Genomic DNA, 21,232 nt, shown 5'->3' on the forward strand with positions numbered 1-21,232 from the left:
ATCTCGCGCCTGTCAAATCGCGCGAAGTTTTCCGCTTAAGTAATTGTCTCGCATTTGGAATTTTTGGATCTTTCCCGATCCGGTGAGCGGGAACGAATTTACTTTACTCCAAACCACCGGCGTTTTGATTGCGGCCATTTCAGCCCGGCAGTGGGTTTTGAGGGTCTCTGGATCCACGTCGAACCCCTCGGCGGGACGGATGAAGGCGGCAACGACTTCTCCCCATTTTTCATCCGGCAGGCCGACCACCGCAACTTCGGCCACCGACGGATGAGTCAGCAGCACGTTTTCGATCTCGGCCGGGAACAGGTTTTCACCTCCCCGGATGATCATCTCTTTTACCCTGCCGGTCACGGCCACATATCCGCGCGCGTCCATCGTGCCCAGATCGCCGGTGTGCAGCCAACCGTCATCGTCTATGGTGGCTTTGGTGGCTTCTGGATTGTCGTTGTATTCCAACATGGTGCAATAGCCACGCACACAGATTTCACCGACATCCCCTATGGCAACAACGGAATTCTTGTCCGTAGACCGGATTGACACCTCGGTTTGTGGCATAGGTTGCCCAACCGTGGTGGAGATGTCTGCAAGGGCCTCGCCAACATGGTGTTGTGTCACCAATGGGGAACATTCGGTTTGACCATAAACGGTTTGAAATGTGCACCCCAATGCTGTCGTGATCTTTTCGACCAGATCTGGGGCAACCATCGACCCGCCCGACATGAATGTTTCAAGCGCGCTCAGATCAAAGGCGCGGTTTTCCATAACTTCGAGCATTGCAACCAGCATTGTGGGAACCCCACCCGTTGCCACAATGCCTTCGCGCTCGATCATCTCGAGCACGGGTTCAGGGCCAAACAACTTGACCAGGAACAGCGGGGATCTTGATTGCAAAGACCCCAAAACGGCCATGCCGCACCCCGCTGTGTGAAACAGCGGCATCATCGTGGCCCATGGAGCCCGGGGAGTAGCCCCTGTGCGTTCTGCGTAGAACCGAGCATTATTTGTAATGCCGCGATGACTAAGAACTGCCCCCTTCGGAAAGCCCGTTGTTCCCGATGTATATTGGATTTGAGCAGGGTCAGATGCGCTAACAAGCGGTAATTGTGGCGATTTTTGGCCTTGCGCCAACAGTGCATCCCAGTCCTCGATATCAATCACGTCCCGTAGATTTGGCAAACCCTGCACCGCCTCGTCCGCGATTTCCGCCATCGGATTCCCTCGAAACGATGCGGTCCGAAACAGGGCAACCGACCGCGATTGTTCAAGGACATAAGCAAGTTCCTGCACTTGATACGCGGGATTTGCCGTGACCAATGTCAAACCGGCCAAGCTACAGGCGTATTCAAGTAAGACCCATTCCGGAATATTCGGGGCCCAGACACACACCCTCTCTCCCGGTTCGTACCGCGTGGTCAAAGAGCGTGCGATATCCTCGGCGTCCTGAAGCAACTGCTTGTATGTCCAACGGCGACCGTTGGCACCCGTTTCATCTATTTCGACCAAAGCCAGTTGATCGGGGACCGCTTGTGCCACCTCGCGCAGCAGCCCGCCAACGGTGGTTTCAAGGATGACCTCATCATCCTGAATCAGGAATTCGGATCGTGTCAGTTCAACGTCATACATCGTCCAGTCTCCCCCTCTAATCAGGGACTATAGACGGAGATCACGATGTGCCCGAAAGAAATTTCGAACACAAAAAAAAGGCCAAGCGCTATTGGCTCGGCCTTCTTGCATCGATTGTGTGATCCTAGCTTACGCGCGGCGACGGCGGCCGCCGGCGCGGCCACCCCGGCCACGGCCTTCTTCACCAGCTTTGGCAGGCGGCTTGTTGAACTTGATCCACTCGCCACCGTGCGGGTCGTTGTTGGTCAGGAAGTTGGCGGCACGGATGGCCTCCATTTCCTTGCCTGCACGCGGCTTGGTCGAGCCCAGGCCAAACATCTGGCAGAATGCCTCGTCATCCATGTCCGCAGGCAGAACGATGCCCGATGCTTCGACCTCGGCGCGCTTTTCAGCGATCTTCTTGGGACCGATGGGCAGAGCAACAGGGTTCATGATCGCCGAGGTCATGCCTGCCCCCATCGCCATCGGCAAGAAGGCGTTGTTGATGCCGTGACGGTTGGGCAGACCAAACGAGATGTTGGATGCGCCGCACGTGGTGTTCACGCCCAGTTCTTCGCGCAGACGACGGACCAGGGCAAACACCTGCAAGCCAGCAGTCCCCATCGCGCCCACAGGCATCACCAGCGGGTCAACCACGATGTCGTGAGCCGGGATGCCAAAATCGGCAGCACGTTCCACGATCTTCTTGGCCACGGCAAAGCGCACATCGGGGTCCTCGGAAATACCGGTATCGTCGTTCGAGATGGCCACAACCGGCACGTTGTATTTCTTGACCAGAGGCAGGATCTCTTCCAGGCGCTCTTCTTCACCGGTGACCGAGTTCAGCAGCGGGCGGCCTTCGCAGACCTCAAGACCTGCTTCCAGAGCGCCGGGAACCGAACTATCGATGCAGAGCGGCACGTCGACCAGGCCCTGAACCAGCTCGACGATCTTTTTCATCAGCGGCGGCTCGGTCTCGTTCGGGTTGGGGTTCGAGTTGTAGACCACGCCCGCGTTGATATCGAGAACGGTCGCACCCGCCAGAACCTGAGCAACGGCATCCTTCTCAACGGTCGAAAAGTCGCCCGCTTCGAGTTCAGCTGCCAGCTTTTTGCGGCCGGTGGGGTTGATGCGTTCGCCAATCACGCAGAACGGCTGATCAAAGCCGATCACTGCCGTTTTGGTTTTGCTCTCTACAATGGTCTGCGTCATGTCGGCCTCTTATGCGGGGTTTACGGGGCGAGTGCTCTCGCCGCCATTGTTGATGGCCCAGGTGGCGTTGGTCTTGATGCCACCGAGTGGGAAGAAGTGGACCTTATCGATCTGGAAGTCCGGGTTCGCCGCCTTGTGCACCGCCAGATCGGTAATGATCTCGTTCGGCTCGTGCGGCAGCAGCAGCTTGGTCACGTCCTTGGCACGTTTCTGCAGCACCTTGAGCGACGGGCCAACGCCACAGGCGATGGCGAACTTGATCATGGTCTGCAATTTCGCCGGACCGGCGATGCCGATGTGCACCGGCAAGTTCATGCCGCGCTCGGCCAGTTCGTTGACCCAGTCGATGACAGGCTGTGCTTCAAAGCAGAACTGGGTCGCCAGAGCCATCTGCGCGTCGGTGCGCTTGGAGAATTCCAGTTTCCAGTCGAGCGCCGCATAGGTGTTGGCACGGCCGCCCTTGGGGTCGATGTCCAGGTTCGGCTCGGGGTGGCCCGCGACGTGCAGGTTGGTGAAGCCCGCCTGATCGAACAGGCCAGTTTCCAACAGCTGCATCGAGTCGCTGAAATCGCCGTGCGGCTCGGCCACGCCACCGGCCAGGATCAGACCTTGCTTGACGTCCGCTTCGCCCTGATAGCGCGAAATCCAATCGGCCAGCGTGGCCTTGTCCTTGATGATACGTGCCGGGAAATGGGGCATCGCGTCATAGCCTTCGTCTTTCAGGCGCTTGGCGGTAGCCACCATATCCTCGATGGGCGTGCCTTCGATGTGGGCGATATAGACGCGGGTGTCTTCGGGCAGCAGCGCGCGAAAGTCTTCGACCTTGGCGGCAGTGCGCGGCATCACCTCAATCGAGTAACCTTTGAGGAACGCCTCGACGGTGGGGTTCACCGGCCCGTTTTCGACCGTGTCACGTTTCTTGAAATTCAGCAAAGCCATCACGGCCTCCCATACTGATGTGGGGCTCATGCCCATCCGTCTTTGGCAATCAGGGCCTTGATGCGCTCCTGATCGTATTCTGTCTCCAAACGCAGGGCCTCTGCCTCGGCCACTTCGGCGGGATCGCCGTCGACGGCATAGGGGGCAGCCTTGCGCCATTCGGCCAGATAGGCATCGCTGTCCTTGGCGTTCACCTTCATCGCGGCACGGTCGATGGCTTGTTCGAACCGTTCCTCAAGTTGACGCTTTGCCCCACGGCGGCCTTTGCCGACGATGACTTGGGCTGGGATGTCGCGCCAGTAGACGATGGTGACGTCGGGCATTGATGTGATTCCTCCTGACTTGATGAACAGGTTCTAAACGGCAATATGGGTTTCGGTCGGCCTGATTTCGACACTGGCAGACTTTGAAGCGACCTTTCGGTGCCCGAGCAGAGGCATAGAGGATAAATTGCGCCATGGCTTGCCCGAATATTTCAGGACAATCATGAGCCGGGCACATGTAAGCAACAAAAGACCCCCGCAGCACCGGGCCGCGAGGGTCAAAACCGTCGTCAAAGGGCGTCTTAGCCCACCAGGCCACCATCTTCGCGGGTCACCGCGATGATTGCCGAACGCGGCACCGATGCGCCACCATCGGGCCAATGGCTGTCGCCTCTTTCGCCCGGATGCTGGATGCCCACAAACATGGTACGGCGGTCACCTGACCAGCACAGGCCGGTAACCTCGGCCTCATTCGGGCCGACCAGGAAACGACGGATTTCACCGGTTACCGGGTCGCCTGCCAACATCTGGTTGTTGCCCTGCCCCGCGAAATCGTCAGCGTTCGAGTATTTGCCGTCTGTCTGGATCCACAACAAGCCATTGCTGTCAAACGCCAGCCCATCGGGTGAGTTGAACATGTTGCCATCGTTGACGTTGTCGGACCCGGCCCGATCATCCTGGTGCACGGTCGGGTTGCCAGCCAGAACATACAAGTCCCAGTCGAACCCGTCCGCGGTGTGATCACCGGCAGCAGGACGCCAGCGGACAATCTGACCATATTTGTTCTTGGCCCGGGGGTTCGGCCCTTCGACCGGCAGTGCGTCGCCGCCTGCGTTGGTCTTGAACACACCTTCATCGTTCTGAGCACCACGATTCTTGTTGTTGGTCAGCGCGCAATAGACCTCGTCCGAGTTTGGGTTCGCGGTGACCCATTCCGGGCGGTCCATCGTGGTCGCGCCCATTCTCGAAGCCGCAATCCGGGTATGGATGCAGATCTCGGCCAGGGACATGCCCGTGTTTTCCTCGGTCAGTGCCAGCCAAGTGCCCTTGCCAGAGGCGTCGAACTTGGCCGCATAGAGCGTGCCGTTTTCCATCAGTTCGTCGGTGTCGACACCTGCCGCATAAACGCCGTTCGAGACATAGCGGTACAGGAACTCGCCACGTTCATCGTCGCCCATATAGATCACCAGGCGGCCATCGTTGTTGATGACGCATTCGGCGTTCTCATGCTTGAAGCGGCCAAGTGCAGTGCGCTTTTTCGGGGTCGAGTTGGGGTCGCGCGGATCAATCTCGACAACGTAACCCGCACGGTTCGGCTCGTTGGGGTTTTTCGACACGTCAAAGCGCTCGTCAATGGTGGCCCAGCCATAGCCCCAGTCGCTGGCAGACACGCCATACCGTTTGAGTTCGGCCGACACCTTGTGATCTTCGTCTTCGGCCGAGAAGTAACCGTTAAAGTTCTCTTCACATGCCAGATAGGTGCCCCAGGGGGTCTTGCCCGACCCGCAGTTGTTCCATGTGCCAAAGGTCTTGGTGCCCGAGGGATCAGCGGCGGTTTTCAGCAGGTCGTGACCCGCTGCCGGACCCGTCAGCACCATCTCGGTTTTCGGCGTGATGCGGCGGTTGAACGGGCTGTCGATCACGATGCCCCAGCCGGTGCCGTCATGCGCGATTTCAACGACCGATACACCGTGGGCCAGCATGCCCTTTGCAACGTCGTCGGCGTTGGCAAATTTGCCTTCTTCGCGATTGCCCCAGATGATTTTGCGGTTGGTGTATTCGTTGTTGATCGCCATCAGCGTGCGACCCTCGTGCATGAAAATCTCCATGCCGTCGGTGTTGTCACCAAAGGTGCGGGCCTGAGTTTCAGCGGTGCCGCGTGTGTCCTGATCAAAGGCAACGCTGTCCGACCACATCGGATCTGCCCAACGCATGACAACCTCGGCCCTGTAACCCTTTGGTACGACGATGCTATCCTCGGTCGAGGCTGTCACGGCCTCAAACGCAAAGCGATTGCCTGCCGCTTTGGCACCGGTGGGCAGAACAGCACCGCCCAAGGCCGCAAAACCGCCTAGGGCGAGCACGCCGCCCAGAAAGCCGCGGCGGCTCAGCGCCTCTTCGACCACATCGTCGAAATCACAGCCTTCGGGACGGGGGTTTACGACTTCATCAAAATCGTCAAACGACAGATCATGTTCATTTTTCATAGCGTGCTCCGAATTGGCTTGCTGAGTTATTTCCACGAATCCCAAACGCGGAATTCCTGGGGCCCTGCTCGCATTGATATGTGAAGCGGATGTGACAGTTACGATCAACTGTTTGGTGAATTCACTTGCGCGTGGGCGAAGCGCCGCCTAGGGTCAAATCAACTCGAAATCGGAGGGCGTGAAGTCATGGCGCCCAAGCGTCCCAAAGGTGCGGGCGCGTTCCCGAAAGCGGTCGACACCCCCGCGCCTCAACGGCCGGATCCGGATGGGCTCTATGCGGCGCTGGATCTGGGTACAAATAGCTGTCGCATGCTGATTGCCCAACCCAAGGGCAGCGGCTTTCATGTCGTCGACAGCTTTTCAAAGTCGGTGCAATTGGGCGCCGGATTGGAACGAACGGGGCGCTTGTCCCGCTCGTCCATGGCGCGCACCGTACAGGCGCTGCGCATCTGTCAGCAAAAGCTGAAACGCAACAAGGTCAAACGGATGCGCCTGGTCGCAACCGAGGCCTGTCGCCGAGCGAAGAACGCGCGCGATTTCATCCGTCAGGTCAAACGCGAGACCGGCCTGACGCTTGAGATCATCCTGCCCGAGGAAGAAGCCCGTCTGGCGGTGATTTCCTGCGCACCACTGGTGTCGACCAAGACCGAGCAGTTGTTGGTCGTGGACATCGGTGGTGGCTCGACCGAGTTGGTGTGGATCGACCTGTCATCAGTGCCACGTCGCGACCGTCCGGCCTCGATCACCCGCTTGCACGCGGGCTTTCATTCCGCTGACAGTCCGTTTCACGCCGCCAAGGTGGTGGATTGGATCAGCGTGCCGCTTGGTGTGGCCACTTTGCGCGATCAGTTCAACGATGTCGAAGACGACGCCGCCCGCTTTGCGTTGATGAGCTGGTTCTTTGAAGAAAACCTGGCCGACTTCGCCCCTTACAAAGACGAGCAGGCTCGCGAAGGGTTTCAGATTGTCGGCACCAGCGGCACGGTGACGACAGTCGCTGCTTCGCACCTGGGACTGAAACGCTATGACCGGACCAAAGTTGACGGGCTGCGCATGACATCGGATCAGATCGACAAGGTGATCCGCGGCTATCTGGAGCTTGGTCCGATAGGACGCCGCCGAGATCCGCGCATTGGCGAGGATCGGCAGGCGCTGATCATGTCTGGCTCGGCTATCTTGCAGGCACTGTTGCGCTGCTGGCCCACCGACCGGCTATCGGTTGCGGACCGGGGTCTGCGTGAGGGGCTGCTTTATGCGCAGATGAGCGGCGATGGTGTCCTCGAAGACGGCCCCTTCTGATCCGGTTGAAGCCGGATGTGATAGGCTATAAGTGAACCCGCATCGATTTCGGAGAAGCCCCGCATGGCAAAGACACCTGATGGCAAGAACACCTCGGGGCGTGGACAGCGCGACCTGAAGGTCAAGGTGAAGTCCGCCCGCGGGCGCAAGCTCAGTTCAACCCGCTGGCTGCAACGGCAGTTGAACGATCCTTATGTCAAACGCGCACAGGCCGAAGGGTACCGCGGGCGTGCGGCGTTCAAGATCTTGGAGCTGGACGAAAAGTTCCGCTTTCTGGTGCCAGGCGCTCGGGTGGTTGATCTTGGCTGTGCACCTGGAGGCTGGTTGCAGGTTGCGGTCAAACGGGTGAACGCGCTGGGCGAACGGTCCGGCAAGCGGATCGGCACTGTATTGGGCGTCGACCTGCAAGAGGTCGAACCGGTCGCAGGGGCCGAGGTTCACCAACTGGATTTCATGGACGAAGGTGCTGACGACCAAGTCAAGGAGTGGCTGGGCGGCAAGGCGGATGTGGTGATGTCGGACATGGCGGCAGCCTCTAGCGGCCACAAGCAAACCGACCACCTGCGGATCATTTCGCTGTGCGAAGCAGCTGCCTATTTCTCATTTGACGTGCTCGAAGAAGGCGGCACATTTGTGGCCAAGGTTCTGGCTGGCGGTGCCGAGGGTGATCTACAAAAACTGCTCAAGCAGAAGTTCACCAAGGTGGCCAATGTCAAACCGCCGTCGTCGCGATCGGACAGTTCGGAAAAATTTGTGGTCGCGACCGGCTTTCGGGGCTGACCCCTAGCGCGTTTTTTGCGTCCGGAACGAGGCGCTCGCCAGATGCTGCAACATCAGGCTGTCGCCCTTTGTGACGCGCGGAAAGGCCCTGCGATCGATCCGTTGTGCGGCGCGTTTGGACAGGGATTGCTGGCGCAAGAGTTCAAACAGGCGCGCGTGGCGGCCTTCGTCGTGCAAGTCTGGCGGCGGCGGCTCTACCGGAACCACCGGCAGGCCGTTTTGCGTGCGGGCAAATTCAAACATCTCGTCCTCTTTGGCAACTGGGCAGCTTTCAACACCATGGCCACCAAAGCTAAAGAAAGAATGAGAGCGATTTTGGGCAACATAGAGACCATCTCGGGCCCCTTAGCGCGACAGTTCCTCTTGTAATTGCAACAAAGCCGGATCCCCTGGGACAGTATTCAGGGCTTCGATCAACACCCGTCGCGCCGCTTGCGGCCCGCCGTTGATATGGGCCAATCGTACCAGCATCGGCCAGGCCTCGGCTCGCTGCGGGTCCATCTCGACCACCTCGCGAAAGGCCCGCTCTGCCGCCTGCGCGTTGCGCATGGTCAAGGCCAGCCCGCCCAGAACCAGATGCGTTTCCGGAAAGTCGAGCCGCGTTCTGAGCGAGCGCTGCCAATCCTGTACCCCGGCCCCCACCACTGCTTGCTGGCTGCGGGTCATCGACGTTTGCGGCACATTCAGAACCGCCTTGGCCGCCGCGATCCGAACTGAACGCACGGGATCGCCGAGAACCGGCATCAAACGCTGCAGCCGCTCTTCGGGCGGGGCCGCTTGTTGCAGGCTGGCGGCACTTGCACGGACCAGCGGATCCGGCGCACCAAGCAGGTTGGCCGTCTGCCCTGCCAAGTCAGCCGAGGCCGCGCCCTGTAACAGATAGAGCGCCGTGGCCCGTACGATCCCCGCGTGCCCCTCGTCCAACGCGATCCCCAACAGATCACCCGACGCGCGGATCGGATCAATCTGTGCGCGGGCAAAGGCCGAACCAAAATGCGGCTGGCGGTGTTTGGTGTCCGGGAACCATTCGGCAATGCGAGATGCGGCCCAGGCCGGGTCTTTGTCTTCGTGACAAGTGGTACACGTGTCCGGCGCGCCGGTTTCAGACGACAGATCAGGCCGCGGAATGCGGAAGCTGTGATCGCTGCGCACGTCCACCTGCATATAGGTCTTCTCGGGCATGTGACAGTTGCGGCACTGCGCGCCTTCGCTCCCCTCTGGATGATGGTGATGTTCCGGGCTGTCATAGTCCGCGATCGGCAGACTTGGGAAATCCGGGTTGCCTGCCAACGAATGGCATTGCGTGCAAACAGCGGTGCCTTCGGCGCGCAACTCACCACTGTGCGGCTCGTGGCAGTTCATGCAAGTCACGCCCTTGGCGTACATCTTGGATTGCAGGAACGAGCCATAGACATAGACCTCATCCAGCATCTGACCATCCGGGTAATAGAGCCCCGGCCGCAGCAGGCTGAGGGCATAGGTCTGGTGATAGGGTGTTCCGGACAGCGGGTTGCCATCCTCCAACGCTTCGCGGCGCGAATGACAGCTGGCGCATTGCTGGATCGCCGCCTCCTTGTCGGTCCAATCCATGGGGAAGCCAGTTTCGGTCAGCCCGGCAGGAGGGGTTTTGCCTGTGGTCCATTCGATATGAGCAGAAGCTGGCCCATGGCAGGCCTCACACCCCACCCCGATCTCGGCCTGGGTCGAGCGATAGCTGCGGGTTTGCGGACCATAGTTGCGCTTGTATCCAGTGGCGTGGCATTCGGCACAGCGGGCGTTCCAGTTCTTGTAGGGCCCGGTCCAATGCAACCCGTCATTGGGCGGCAGGTCTTGATCGGGGTAAAGATGCCCCCACTCCTGACGCTCGGTGTCCCAAAAGACATCAAAGCTCTGCAATCGCCCATTTCCGGTCTCGAACAGGTACTGCTGCAAGGGTTCGATCCCCGCAACTGTATGAGCCTTGTAGTCGGTCGTGACCCCATCCTTTTCCGTGACCTTTGCAAAATAGTCTGCACCATCGGTCGAAAACTCAACCTCCATCCCGTCGTGCACAAACCTTGTGCCGTCAAAATCCCCCTTCACGGATTGGGCAGAGGGCGTCATCCAGGCCTGCGCATGGTGCGAGCGATCCCACTCTTGCGCTGCGTCTTCATGGCAGTCACGGCATGTCTCAGAGCCAACGTAGGAAGGCGCGTCTTGGGCGTGCAGCACACCAAAGGGCGCAATCGCAAGCAAGAGGACGAACAGAAATGTCTTCATTGAAATTTGGCTTTCTTGGCTGATGCGAAAGTGGGGCACGGGCTATAATCGATCCTCGGCCCCGGCCCTCAGGTCGATCAGGGCACCGTTGTATTCCGCCCCCAGGATCAGGATTGCAGAGTTGAGATATAAGAAGATAAGCGCCGCCATGGCGCCGGCAAGCCCGGCATAGGTGGCGCTGTAGACAGCAAATTTACCGAGGTAGTAGGAAAACCCCCAGCCCGCAGCAGCCCAAAGCGCAAGCGTCAGCAGCACGCCGGGCAAAATCTGAACAAGATTGTGCCGTCGACCCGGCAGAACCATATGGCAGGCCATTACGCCACCCGCAGGGATGGCTACGATAAAGATCCAGCTCAGCCGCTCTTTCGACACCCAGTTGGGCGTCTCGCCGGGAATGGCCTCGGCCACCAAGGTGGCGTAGATTGGAAAGACGACCTCGATCGCTGCGGTGATGATCAGGATGGCACCGCCCGCCACGACCAGAGCGATACACAAGAGCCGCGCCTGCCAGAACGGGCGCATGTCCACGTCGTGATAAGCCCGTGTCATCGCCTCGCGCACGGCATCCACACCGTTCGAGGCAAAATAGATCGCCAGCAGGCCACCCACGGTCATCACCTGCGTGCTGGCGCCTGCCAAAACCGCCTTGAGCTCGGTCTCTATCGGGTCTGCGACCGCTTCTGGCCAGGTGCCAAAGATCAGCTCGATCAGATCCTCGGTGATCAGATCGTGCGATAGGCTGCCTGCCAGGGCCACGACGAACAGAATAAAGGGAAACAGCGCCAGCATCATCGACATGGCGACATGGCTGCTCATCACCCAGCCCCCCTTTTGGGCAAAGCGGTAAAAGGCCAGTCCAAAGGCGCGGAGCGGATCGGGAATTGCTGGATTGGCAAGCAGGCTCATAGGATCAGGATACACCCAAGCAAGGATCCGCGCACGGGGTCAGGATTGGTCATCTTCTCCCTCCAGCGCCTCGGTGTTGCCGACAGACTCGGCCAAGGTTTGCCAAATGGTCACAAATAGCCCCGCCAGTACCGGTCCCAAGACCAGCCCCGACGCGCCGAACAGACCAAGACCACCCAGGGTCGAGATCAGGATCATCACGTCGTGCAGCTTGGCGTCACGCCCGACCAAGATCGGACGCAGCACATTGTCGATGGTCGAGACCACAAGCGCCGCCCAAATGGCAAGGCCGGCGGCGGCCACATAGGCCCCCTCGATCGCCAGATAGGCAGCACCAATAAAGATCACCACCGGCGCGCCAAGGCCCGGCAGAACAGCCGCCACCATCATCACCACCGACCAAAAGGCCGCCCCCTCGATCCCTGCGATCCAAAAACTGATGCCACCCAGCATCCCTTGGATGAACGCAATGGAAAGTGTCCCCTTGATCGTTGCCCGGCTGACCGAGACGATGCGCTCGTGCAGTTTGGCTTGGGTTTCCGGGCGCAGACCGGTGTAGCGCAGCACCTGCACCATAATCGGGGTTTCGAACTGCAAAAAGAAAAAGAGCGAATAGAAGTAGACGAAGAGGCTCAGAAAAAACGTTGCAGCCCCCACCGTGACCTGCCCGACCGAGGCGACAAAGAACCGCGCGACCGCTTGCAGGATCGTGCCCATACGTTCGGTGATCTTTTGGCGGATGTCTTCGAAATCAATCTCGAAGGGCACCCAGCTGGGCAAAGTGAAGGTTGTTGGATTGTTCGACAAATCAGTCGCAAAATGGCCGACGTTATTGACCAGAGCACTGGCCTGGCTAATGGCCAGAATGATCAGCGCAAACAAGGGCGCGATCACCAGAAACATCAACGACATTAAGGTGATCAGGCTGCCAGTGTTGCGCCGTCCGCCCAGAAACGCCACGATCTTGCGGTTCATCGGCTGCGCCATGGCGCCCGTGATTGCCGCCAATGCAAGCGGCACCAGGAACCCCAAAGTCATCTGCACAAATGTGACCGTGATCAGCAAAGTGATCAGGATCAGGGCCAACCACCGCCAATTGTCGGCAAGGTCCGGTTTTGATTGGATCATTCCCTGTCCTTCCCGCACCTTCAAACAAACATGATAACGCACGGGAATAGTTGCATTTTATTCACACGCGATGCAACATCATATCAGAATTCCAATACCTTTTTTCCAATGATTCTATGCAGGAGCATGTCATGTCCGAATTTGACGACTGGGTGGCTGACCTCAAACAGAAGCGCGATGAGTTGAAGGTCAAGCTTCACCTCGCCAGCAAAGATGCCGAAGACGAATGGGACAATCTGGTTTCGGATTGGGACAAATTCGTGCGGGAAACCCAGCTGGACAAATCCGCCGAAGAGGTGGGCGAAGCGGCCAAGGAACTGGGCCTGCGCATGAAAGCGGCCTTTGACCGCATGAAGCAAGCCAAGGACTGATCCACGATCATGACGTCCCATGATCCCTCACCCGTCGGTTCGATCCGCCCGCGCCTGTCCACATGTCGCGATATCGCGATCATCATGGCGCTTGTGGTCTGGGGGCTGTACATGGGTTCGGGGTTTTTGATCCCGCTTACGCTGGCGTTGCTGGTCTATGTATTGATCATCGCGGTCGCGGATCGCGTAGCGGGGCGGTTTGTGCCGGTGTGGCTGGCCAATCTGATCGGCATCGCCGTGGTGCTGACCGGTCTGTTTGCGGTGATGTTTGTCCTGGGCAATCAGGCAACGCAGTTTGCCCGCGCGGTACCCACCTATGAAACCCAGTTTGATACGGCCGTAAACCGCGTGGTTGCCCTGGTGGGCAACGATGTGACGAAATTCATCCGCGACCACCTGATCAACATCGACATGTCGATAATTGCACGCAGCGCTTTTGGTGGCGCGACGTCCTTTCTCAATACCTTCCTGCTGATCTCGCTTTACGTCTTCTTCATGATGGCTGAGCGGGTCATTTTTCGCGACAAGCTGCGCCTTGCTGCCAATGACGTGGAACTGGGGCGCGAGCTGTCCTCGATGATGGCGGCGATCTCACACAGCCTGCAAGCTTATGTGGGCGTCAAAACATTTGTAAGCGTCCTAACTTCGCTGATCAGCTACTCGGTCTTTCGCTGGCTCGATCTGGAATATGCCGAAACCTGGGCGGTGCTGACCTTTGCGCTGAACTTCATCCCTTCGATCGGCTCGATCGTGGCGGTGGTGTTCCCCGCAATGGTGTCACTGGTGCAGTTCGACACCATCACGCCGTTTCTGGTCATTGTGCTTTTTTGCGGCACAGTTCAATTCATGATCGGCAACTTTCTGGACCCGGCCCTGTTGGGTCGCTCGCTCAACATGTCGACCTTCATGGTGATCATCGCACTGACGTTCTGGAGCGCTGTCTGGGGCGTGATTGGCGCATTCCTGAGCGTGCCGTTGACAGTCTGCATCCTGATCGTCTTCAGCCATATCCCCGCCCTCAGGCCGCTGGCCATTCTCATGTCCAAGGACGGGGAATTGCTGACGGCAGCCCCCAAAACACCGGAGTGATCCAATGGCCACCAAAGCCCAGCTCGAGGCCGAACTGGCCGAACTCAAATCCCAACTGGCGGCCTCGGACGCCAAGCCAGCGCCCAAACCGGCCCCCGAGCCGGAATCGGAACCTGAACACGGCGATGAGCAATCGGCCTTTGCCGCTCTGCTCAAGGAACATGGGGTCGACACCCAGGACATCGACGCCCTGTGGGCTCAGTTTTCATCCGAGCTGAGCGACCTACCTGAAAAGAAACCGCTTTTGACCGCTGTTGCAGCCTTTGGCCTGGGGTTTGCCCTGGGCCGGATGTCCAAGTCGTAAGGAGAAGAAAGCCATGAACCGGATCAGCCGCAACCTGACCATTCTCTTTCGAACCGAACGCCTGATCGCGCGGCGGCAGATGGCTGTTTTACGTGCGCAGACCGGGTTGGTGGCCTTTGCCGGGCTGGTCGCGGGCATCGCCATCATCATGCTGAATGTTGCGATCTTTTATGCGCTTGGCACTGTCATGGCCGCGCATTACGCCGCCCTGATCGTAGCCCTTGGAAATGCGATGGTGGCTTTGGTGCTGGTGGCAATCGCCAGCCGCATGAGCGCCGAGAAAGAGTTGGAGCCCGCCACCGAGGTGCGCGACATGGCCCTGGCCGAGATCGAGGCCGACCTGAACGAGGTCGCTGACGAGGCCCGAGAGCTGACCCGCAATGTCAGCCGTATGGCGCGCGATCCCCTGGGCACGGCCCTGCCCGCCTTGATCGGCCCGCTGCTGTCGCTGCTGCTGAAATCCAAAGACAAATAGTTTTTCATTTTTTCGAAACGGACATGTCATGAGCGCACGAGATCAGATTTTGGACCTGAAGACCCGCATGGGGCAGTCGATCATCGGCCAAGAAGACGTCATCGACCGCCTGCTGATCGGCCTTCTGGCCAACGGCAACCTGCTGGTCGAGGGGTTGCCGGGTCTGGCCAAGACCCGCGCGATCAAGGCGATGGCCAAGAACCTGGATGCTGGGTTCAGCCGTATCCAGTTCACACCCGACCTGCTGCCGTCGGATGTCACCGGGACCGAGGTCTACACCCAGACCGATCAGGGCGGCACTTTCCGTTTCGATCCCGGCCCCATCTTTTCAAACATCGTTCTGGCGGACGAGATCAACCGCGCACCTGCCAAGGTACAGGCCGCCCTGCTAGAGGCGATGGAAGAGCGGCAAGTCACCGTATCCGGCAAGACCCACAAGATGGAGCCTCTGTTCACGGTGATGGCGACGCAGAACCCCATCGAGCAAGAAGGCACCTATCCCCTGCCCGAGGCACAGATGGACCGGTTCCTGATGCATGTGAACGTCACTTATCCCCCCGTCGAGGATGAGGTCGAGGTGATCCGCCTTGTGCGCGGCGAAGAGGTCGCGGCCAACGGCGGCAGCGATGTGAGCGGCAAACCCAAACCCGCCGCCATCCCGCAAGACGCCGTGTTTCAGGCCCGCGCCGAGATTGGCCAGATCCACGTCTCGGACGCGATGGAGCGCTATATGGCGGATCTGGTCTATGCCACGCGTACGCCTTCCGCCATCAGCCCCGATCTGGCCCGCTGGATCGAGGTCGGCGCCAGCCCGCGCGCCTCGCTGGCGTTGGACAAATGCGGCCGCACCCACGCTTGGCTAAACGGACGCGATTACGTCGACCCGCTGGATGTGCGCGCCATTGCTCATGATGTCTTCCGTCACCGCATTACGCTCAGCTTTGAGGCTCAGGGGGACGGCAAGACGCCAGATGACATCACCGACGAGATACTGAAAACCGTCGCTCTGCCCTGAGGGTCAGATCATGGAGGCACAGGACACACAGGACCTGAGGGTTCACACCACCACCGATCAACTGCGCAAGCTGGGGCCTCTGTCGCGCGGCATTTCCCTGCTGCCGCGCCAACCGGCGCGCTCGATCCTGAACGGTCGCCATGCCTCACGCCTACGCGGGCGCGGGCTGAACTTTGAAGAGCTGCGCGACTACCTGCCCGGCGACGACATCCGCACCATCGACTGGAAGGTCACGGCCCGAACCGGCAGCCCCCATGTGCGCGTCTACACCGAGGAGCGCGACCGCCCCGCCCTGATCATCGTCGATCAACGCATGACGATGTTTTTTGGCTCGGTCGAATATATGAAATCCGTGGTCGCGGCCGAGGCCGCCGCCATCGTGGCGCATCGCATACTGGCTCAAGGCGACCGACTGGGTGGATTGGTGCTCGCCCCTGGTCGCATCGCCGAACATCGCCCCGAACGCCGCCCCCGTGCGCTAGACCGGTTGCTGAACTCCATCACGTCGGCCAATCAGATGCTCAGCGCCGATCTGCACAACACCGCCGAGCCCAGCCTGAACACCGTTTTGAAACAGGCCACCCATGTTGCAAAGACCAACTTTGTGGTGACGGTGTTTTCCGATTTCGCCGGTCTTGATGACACCTCTGAACCGCTGTTGCGACGGCTGGCGCAAAGCAACGACCTGATCCTGTTCAACGTGTCGGACCGCTCTGCGCAGGCCTTACCTCCAGGGCTGCGCCTGTCGATCTCGGACGGCACATCGCAGGCCGAGTTGGACACCAGCGACCCGCAGGTTCACGCCCGCGTGCAGACCGCTCTGCGGGATCGTCTGGAGACACTGCGCCACTGGTCTCGCCGCTATGGTATTCCCATGGTTGAGCTTGGCACCGACCGCGCGGCATTGGCACAGATGCAGGTTCTCTTTGGGCTGCGGGGGGCGGGCCGATGAGCGAAACGCAACAAGCAACATCGCTGACTGACCTGCTGAACCAACTGGAGCCGGTTCCGGTTCCTCCAGCGGTTCCGATGGTTCCGCAAACCGTGGGCTGGCTGGTCTTGGCTGCGGTGTTGCTGATCTTGTTGGTTTTAGCGATTTGGCGTTGGCACAAGCACCGGCAGGCCACGGCCCATCGGCGGGCGGCTTTGGCTGCGCTGTCGCTGGCCGAGGATGACCGCGCCGCGATTGCGGAGATCCTGCGCCGGACTGCACTGGTCTCGTTTCCCCGCGCACAGGTGGCCGGATTGATCGGATCAGATTGGGCCGCATTTCTGGATCAAAGCTATGGCGGCAAGGGCTTTGCCTCTACAACCGGCCAAGCCCTGTTGAGCGCGCCGTACACTGGCTCGGCCCCCGACGCGCAAGCCACAACCCTGGCCCGCGACTGGATCAAGCGCCACAAGGCCGAAGGAGGCAGATCATGACCTTGTCCCTCTCTGCCCCATTGATTCTGCTTCTTTTGCCCCTGCCCTTGCTGGTCTGGTTCTTTGCCCCGCCCCATCGTCACCGCGTCCGCGCCACCCGCGTCCCGTTCTTTCGCGACCTGACCCAGGCCGCCGGGGTCGAGGCGCGGCATGGCGCCCTGATCCTGCGTCGCACCACCTTGCAAATGATCGCTGCCTGTTTGGCCTGGGCCTTGCTGGTTCTCGCGCTAGCCGGGCCAGAGCGCCTGGGCGAGCCCATTGTGACCGAAAACGCAGCCCGCGACACGGTGCTGGCGATCGACATCTCGGGTTCTATGGACGAACGCGATTTCGTGGCTCAGGACGGAACCCGCAAACAGCGGCTCGAGGCGGTCACAGATGTTCTGCGCCCCTTTATCGCCGAGCGCGATGGCGACCGCATGGCCCTTATCGTTTTCGGCACCCGCGCCTTTGTGCAGGCACCGTTCACCGACGATCTGCAAAGCTTGAATGGCTTTCTCGATCAAACACAGGTCGGCATGGCCGGGCCGAATACGGCACTGGGCGACGCCATTGGCCTTGCGATCCGCACCTTTCAGGGCAGCGAGATTGAGGAGCGGCTGATGATCCTGCTCAGCGATGGCAGCGATACGTCGAGCACCATGACCCCGGTCAACGCCGCTTCGATTGCCGCAGATCAGGGCGTCACGATCTACACCATAGGCGTGGGTGACCCCGAGGCCACCGGCGAAGCGCGGGTCGATCTGGGTATCCTTGAAGACATCGCCAAACGCACCGGAGGCGAGTTCTTCTATGCCGATGATCAAGAGGCACTGACCTCGATCTACCAGCGCATCGACGAGTTGAACCCGCGCGTGGTCGAAACCACCAGCTATCGTCCCAAGACAAGCCTGGCTCATGTCCCCCTTGCACTGGCTTTGATGATCGTACTGCTGGCGACAACATTGCTTCACTTGGGGTCTCGCAGACGGGGAGCGCGCCATGTTTGACACGCTGTCACTGTTTCATTTCCTGCGCCCTTGGTGGCTGATCGCCGTGCCGCTGGTTCTGCTTCTGTGGTATCTGGTGCGCCGCCGTTTGGACGGGCCGACCACCGACACCGCAGGCCTTGCACCGCATCTGGCCGAGGCGCTGAGCGTGGGGGCGCATGATCACAGGCGGCTGCATCCGATTGATGGATTTGCCTGTGTTGGTGTCCTATTGGCGCTGGCCAGCGCGGGTCCAACATGGAGCAAGCTGCCCAACCCGCTGATCGCGAATACCGCGCCTCTGGTTGTGGCGCTCAAAGTGACCCCCAGCATGGAAGAGGCGGACCTGGCCCCCAGCCGCCTGGAACGCGCCCGGTTCAAGATCAGCGATTTGATCGCCTCTCGCGCAGGTGCCCGTACTGCCTTGGTCGCCTATGCAGGATCGGCCCACCGCGTGGCGCCCCTGACCGAGGATGCCAACATCCTGCGCCCTTTGCTTGAGGGGTTGACCCCCCAAGCGATGCCGGTCGACGGCGACACTGCATCGCGCGCATTGTCCCCGGCTCAGGACGTTCTGACCGATGCCGAGACCGAAGGCGCGATCCTGTTTGTGCTCGATGACATGGACCCGGCCGAGGCCAAACTGTTCGAAACCGCCGACCCGAACGGGACACAGCTCATCTTTCTAACCGCGTTGCCACCCGGACAATCCCTGACGCAATTGGACCGTATCCCCAATGCCACCATTGTGCAGATGACCCCAGATGATAGCGATCTGGCGCAACTCGACCGGGCGATCCGGTCGGCCTATGTCGCGGCTCTGGGACAGGATGATCGCCTGCAATGGCATGATCGCGGGCGGCTGTTGGCCATTCCTGCCGCGCTTCTGGTTCTGCTGTGGTTCCGGCGTGGATGGACGATGAGATGGGCGATGGTCCTTCTGCTTCTGCCCTTAATGAGCACGCCGGGCCAGGCCCGTGCCGAAGGCTGGCGGGACTGGTTCCTGACCCCAGATCAGCAGGGCCAGATCGCAATGAACCGCAAAGAGTATTCGGCGGCTGGAGGGCTGTTCCAGGACCGCTACCTATCCGGCTACGCCAAATACAAGGCTGGGGAATATGCGGATGCCGCAACGATCTTTGCCGCGCTCGAAACGCCTGAGGCTGCCTTTGCCGAAGGGATGACGCGCATCCGCAACCGTGAGTATCGCCCCGCGATCGCTGCCTTTGAACGCGCACTGGAACTGCGCCCGGATTGGCCCGAAGCCGAACACAACCTCGCGTTAAGCAAAGAGATCCTCGAATACGTCGAAACCACACGCGAGCAGTCAGATACCGGCGAAGACAGCGGCATCGGTGCTGACGACGTGGTCTTTGACAACGAAGCACAGCGCGGGTCCGACACCACGATTGAGGCAGCGAAAGAAGGCGCGGCGGCGCAAACAGCGGATCAATGGATCTCTAGCATCGACACTGACATGACCAAGTTTCTGCGCAGTCGTTTTCTGATTGAAAATCAGGAGGCTGAACAATGAAGCGAACGCTCCTTACCGCAGTCTTCCTGAGCCTTCTGAGCACCGCGTCACAGGCACAGAACACGTTGTATCCCACACCGCGCAATGAACCGAAGAGCCCAGAGGCGGTAAAAGAAACCCAGCCTGAAAACACACCTGCGCCGCCAAACGTGGCCGAGGCAGACAACATCGCCCCCATCGTCGAAACCGAACTGTCTGAGGCGGAGGTGATCGTGGGTCAGCCGATCCGCTTGCAGATCAAGGTGCTGGTGCCCACCTACATGCCGCAACCGCCGATCTACCCGACCATTGAATTGCCCGATCTGATGGTGCGGTTACCAGACCGCGCCACCACACCTACCAGCGAACGCCGCGATGGGGCCTCGCTGTCCGGTACGATCCGAACTTATCGACTGTATCCGTTGGCGGCGGGGGTCTTCGAGATCCCGGAACAGGTCCTCAACCTGACCTACGCCGATCCCGATACCAACGCGCCGATCACGACCGAGATCGCAATGCCTGCGCAAAGCTTCACTGCGACAGTACCGGCCGCGGCACAAGATTTGGATCCGCCAGTGATCGCCGCCGGGTTCACCTTGGAGCAGGACATCCAAGGCGAGACCGACCTGGGCGTCGGTGACGCCATAACCCGGGTTGTGACCGCTCGTATTGATGGCACGACACCGGTGCTGATCCCGCCGCTTGTTATGGCCAACGAAAACCCGGCGTTGCGCGCCTATCCCAAGGAGCCACGCGTGACATCCACCGAAGAACGTGGCGTGCTGTCGGGCACTCGCAGTGAAACAGTTACCTATTTGGTGCAATCAGACGGCACCGCTGAATTGCCCGAGATCAAGATCGAATGGTACGACACCGAAACACAAACTGTGCAAACCGCCTCGGTCGACGGGGTGAGCCTGACCCTCGCCCCGGCTCCACCTCCACCACCGGATTACGGGAAATTCGCATTGAGGTCTGGGTTTGTCTTGATCGTACTTGGCCTGTTTGGGCTCCTTCTGCGGCGTATGGCTCCCAGGCTTACTGCGGCGAGAAACCGCGTCCGAGCCAGGCTGCAGGCCACCGAAACTGCAGCTGCACGATCTGTGCGACGCGCCATCGCAGATCAAGATCTGAACGCGACTTATGCTGCCCTTGAAACATGGTCAGCACATGCTGCAGTTTTGGACACATCAGACTGGATCGAGGTGAGAAATGCGCTAATTACCATCGGATCCGACACGTATAGCGATAGCCCCACCCGATCAAACACCAGTTGGCGGATTCTTGCGCAAAACTTCGACGAACTCAGAAAAATCAATCGGAACAAATATTTGGCTTTGAAAAATCAGGAAAATCTGCCAAAACTCAACTCAAATCTACACATTCCGATTTATCTCAACACCTCAACGGCCGAACCGGTCGAACGTTAGTTTTTCACGACCATTCCGGCTCCGCGTCACCTAGTATTCTGTTC

General features: G+C 59.7%; 21 protein-coding genes. 12 read left to right on the forward strand and 9 right to left on the reverse strand.

Features of this window, described 5'->3' with window-relative positions:
* Nucleotides 1-12: 12 nt before the first annotated feature.
* From TRM7615_RS11710 to TRM7615_RS11730, 5 genes are all read right to left on the reverse strand, one after another.
* Nucleotides 13-1,626, reverse strand: coding sequence for an AMP-binding protein (locus TRM7615_RS11710; protein ID WP_108787664.1), 1,614 nt, complete (start codon nt 1,624-1,626; stop codon nt 13-15).
* Between the two features lie 129 nt (nt 1,627-1,755).
* Nucleotides 1,756-2,817, reverse strand: a complete 1,062-nt coding sequence (locus TRM7615_RS11715; protein ID WP_108787666.1) for a methyltetrahydrofolate cobalamin methyltransferase — start codon at nt 2,815-2,817, stop codon at nt 1,756-1,758.
* A gap of 9 nt (nt 2,818-2,826) precedes the next feature.
* On the reverse strand, nt 2,827-3,756 hold the full coding sequence (locus TRM7615_RS11720; RefSeq protein ID WP_108787668.1) for a methylenetetrahydrofolate reductase: 930 nt from the start codon (nt 3,754-3,756) through the stop codon (nt 2,827-2,829).
* Between the two features lie 26 nt (nt 3,757-3,782).
* Nucleotides 3,783-4,079 carry a virulence factor gene (locus tag TRM7615_RS11725; RefSeq protein ID WP_108787670.1) on the reverse strand — a complete coding sequence of 99 codons (297 nt, stop codon included), beginning with the start codon at nt 4,077-4,079 and terminating at the stop codon, nt 3,783-3,785.
* 242 nt (nt 4,080-4,321) lie between these two features.
* A complete protein-coding gene (locus TRM7615_RS11730) occupies nt 4,322-6,226 on the reverse strand; it encodes a PhoX family protein (protein WP_108787672.1) in 1,905 nt (634 codons plus the stop codon).
* A gap of 186 nt (nt 6,227-6,412) precedes the next feature.
* On the opposite strand from TRM7615_RS11730, the gene TRM7615_RS11735 reads away from it, so the two are divergent.
* Nucleotides 6,413-7,525: a Ppx/GppA phosphatase family protein gene (locus tag TRM7615_RS11735; protein WP_108787674.1), complete on the forward strand. Its 1,113-nt coding sequence runs from the start codon at nt 6,413-6,415 to the stop codon at nt 7,523-7,525.
* A gap of 63 nt (nt 7,526-7,588) precedes the next feature.
* The gene (locus TRM7615_RS11740; RefSeq protein WP_108787676.1) at nt 7,589-8,305 is read left to right on the forward strand and encodes an RlmE family RNA methyltransferase; all 717 of its coding nucleotides are present in this window, start codon (nt 7,589-7,591) and stop codon (nt 8,303-8,305) included.
* Between the two features lie 3 nt (nt 8,306-8,308).
* On the opposite strand, the gene TRM7615_RS11745 is transcribed toward TRM7615_RS11740, so the two are convergent.
* The 4 genes from TRM7615_RS11745 to TRM7615_RS11760 form a co-directional block, all read right to left on the reverse strand.
* Entirely contained in the window at nt 8,309-8,548 is a 240-nt protein-coding gene (locus tag TRM7615_RS11745) for a hypothetical protein (protein ID WP_108787678.1), read from the reverse strand.
* A 102-nt stretch (nt 8,549-8,650) separates the two neighbouring features.
* Nucleotides 8,651-10,564: an ammonia-forming cytochrome c nitrite reductase subunit c552 gene (locus TRM7615_RS11750; protein WP_108787680.1), complete on the reverse strand. Its 1,914-nt coding sequence runs from the start codon at nt 10,562-10,564 to the stop codon at nt 8,651-8,653.
* A 42-nt stretch (nt 10,565-10,606) separates the two neighbouring features.
* On the reverse strand, nt 10,607-11,470 hold the full coding sequence (locus TRM7615_RS11755; RefSeq protein ID WP_108787682.1) for a YihY/virulence factor BrkB family protein: 864 nt from the start codon (nt 11,468-11,470) through the stop codon (nt 10,607-10,609).
* Between the two features lie 39 nt (nt 11,471-11,509).
* Complete coding sequence (locus tag TRM7615_RS11760) at nt 11,510-12,598, reverse strand: AI-2E family transporter (protein WP_108787684.1); 1,089 nt, start codon at nt 12,596-12,598, stop codon at nt 11,510-11,512.
* A 131-nt stretch (nt 12,599-12,729) separates the two neighbouring features.
* Between TRM7615_RS11760 and TRM7615_RS11765 the strand changes: the two genes are divergently transcribed.
* The 10 genes from TRM7615_RS11765 to TRM7615_RS11810 are packed head-to-tail and all read left to right on the forward strand — an operon-like array spanning nt 12,730 to nt 21,188.
* Nucleotides 12,730-12,969 carry a hypothetical protein gene (locus TRM7615_RS11765; protein WP_125133674.1) on the forward strand — a complete coding sequence of 80 codons (240 nt, stop codon included), beginning with the start codon at nt 12,730-12,732 and terminating at the stop codon, nt 12,967-12,969.
* 9 nt (nt 12,970-12,978) lie between these two features.
* A complete protein-coding gene (locus TRM7615_RS11770) occupies nt 12,979-14,058 on the forward strand; it encodes an AI-2E family transporter (RefSeq protein ID WP_108787688.1) in 1,080 nt (359 codons plus the stop codon).
* Between the two features lie 4 nt (nt 14,059-14,062).
* Nucleotides 14,063-14,362 carry a hypothetical protein gene (locus tag TRM7615_RS11775; protein WP_108787690.1) on the forward strand — a complete coding sequence of 100 codons (300 nt, stop codon included), beginning with the start codon at nt 14,063-14,065 and terminating at the stop codon, nt 14,360-14,362.
* Nucleotides 14,363-14,375: 13 nt separating this feature from the next.
* Nucleotides 14,376-14,837: a phage holin family protein gene (locus tag TRM7615_RS11780; RefSeq protein WP_108787692.1), complete on the forward strand. Its 462-nt coding sequence runs from the start codon at nt 14,376-14,378 to the stop codon at nt 14,835-14,837.
* Nucleotides 14,838-14,865: 28 nt separating this feature from the next.
* On the forward strand, nt 14,866-15,852 hold the full coding sequence (locus TRM7615_RS11785; protein ID WP_108787694.1) for an AAA family ATPase: 987 nt from the start codon (nt 14,866-14,868) through the stop codon (nt 15,850-15,852).
* Between the two features lie 10 nt (nt 15,853-15,862).
* A complete protein-coding gene (locus TRM7615_RS11790; RefSeq protein ID WP_108787696.1) occupies nt 15,863-16,804 on the forward strand; it encodes a DUF58 domain-containing protein in 942 nt (313 codons plus the stop codon).
* Nucleotides 16,801-17,277, forward strand: a complete 477-nt coding sequence (locus tag TRM7615_RS11795) for a DUF4381 domain-containing protein (RefSeq protein ID WP_108787698.1) — start codon at nt 16,801-16,803, stop codon at nt 17,275-17,277. The genes TRM7615_RS11790 and TRM7615_RS11795 overlap by 4 nt, the downstream gene beginning before the upstream one ends.
* Entirely contained in the window at nt 17,274-18,266 is a 993-nt protein-coding gene (locus TRM7615_RS11800; RefSeq protein ID WP_108787700.1) for a VWA domain-containing protein, read from the forward strand. The genes TRM7615_RS11795 and TRM7615_RS11800 overlap by 4 nt, the downstream gene beginning before the upstream one ends.
* Entirely contained in the window at nt 18,259-19,779 is a 1,521-nt protein-coding gene (locus TRM7615_RS11805; protein ID WP_108787702.1) for a VWA domain-containing protein, read from the forward strand. Before TRM7615_RS11800 ends, TRM7615_RS11805 begins: the two co-directional genes overlap by 8 nt.
* Nucleotides 19,776-21,188, forward strand: a complete 1,413-nt coding sequence (locus tag TRM7615_RS11810; protein WP_108787704.1) for a BatD family protein — start codon at nt 19,776-19,778, stop codon at nt 21,186-21,188. Before TRM7615_RS11805 ends, TRM7615_RS11810 begins: the two co-directional genes overlap by 4 nt.
* Nucleotides 21,189-21,232 lie beyond the last annotated feature (44 nt).

The sequence above is a fragment of the Falsiruegeria mediterranea M17 genome (genome assembly GCF_900302455.1).
Taxonomy (GTDB): Bacteria; Pseudomonadota; Alphaproteobacteria; order Rhodobacterales; family Rhodobacteraceae; genus Falsiruegeria; species Falsiruegeria mediterranea.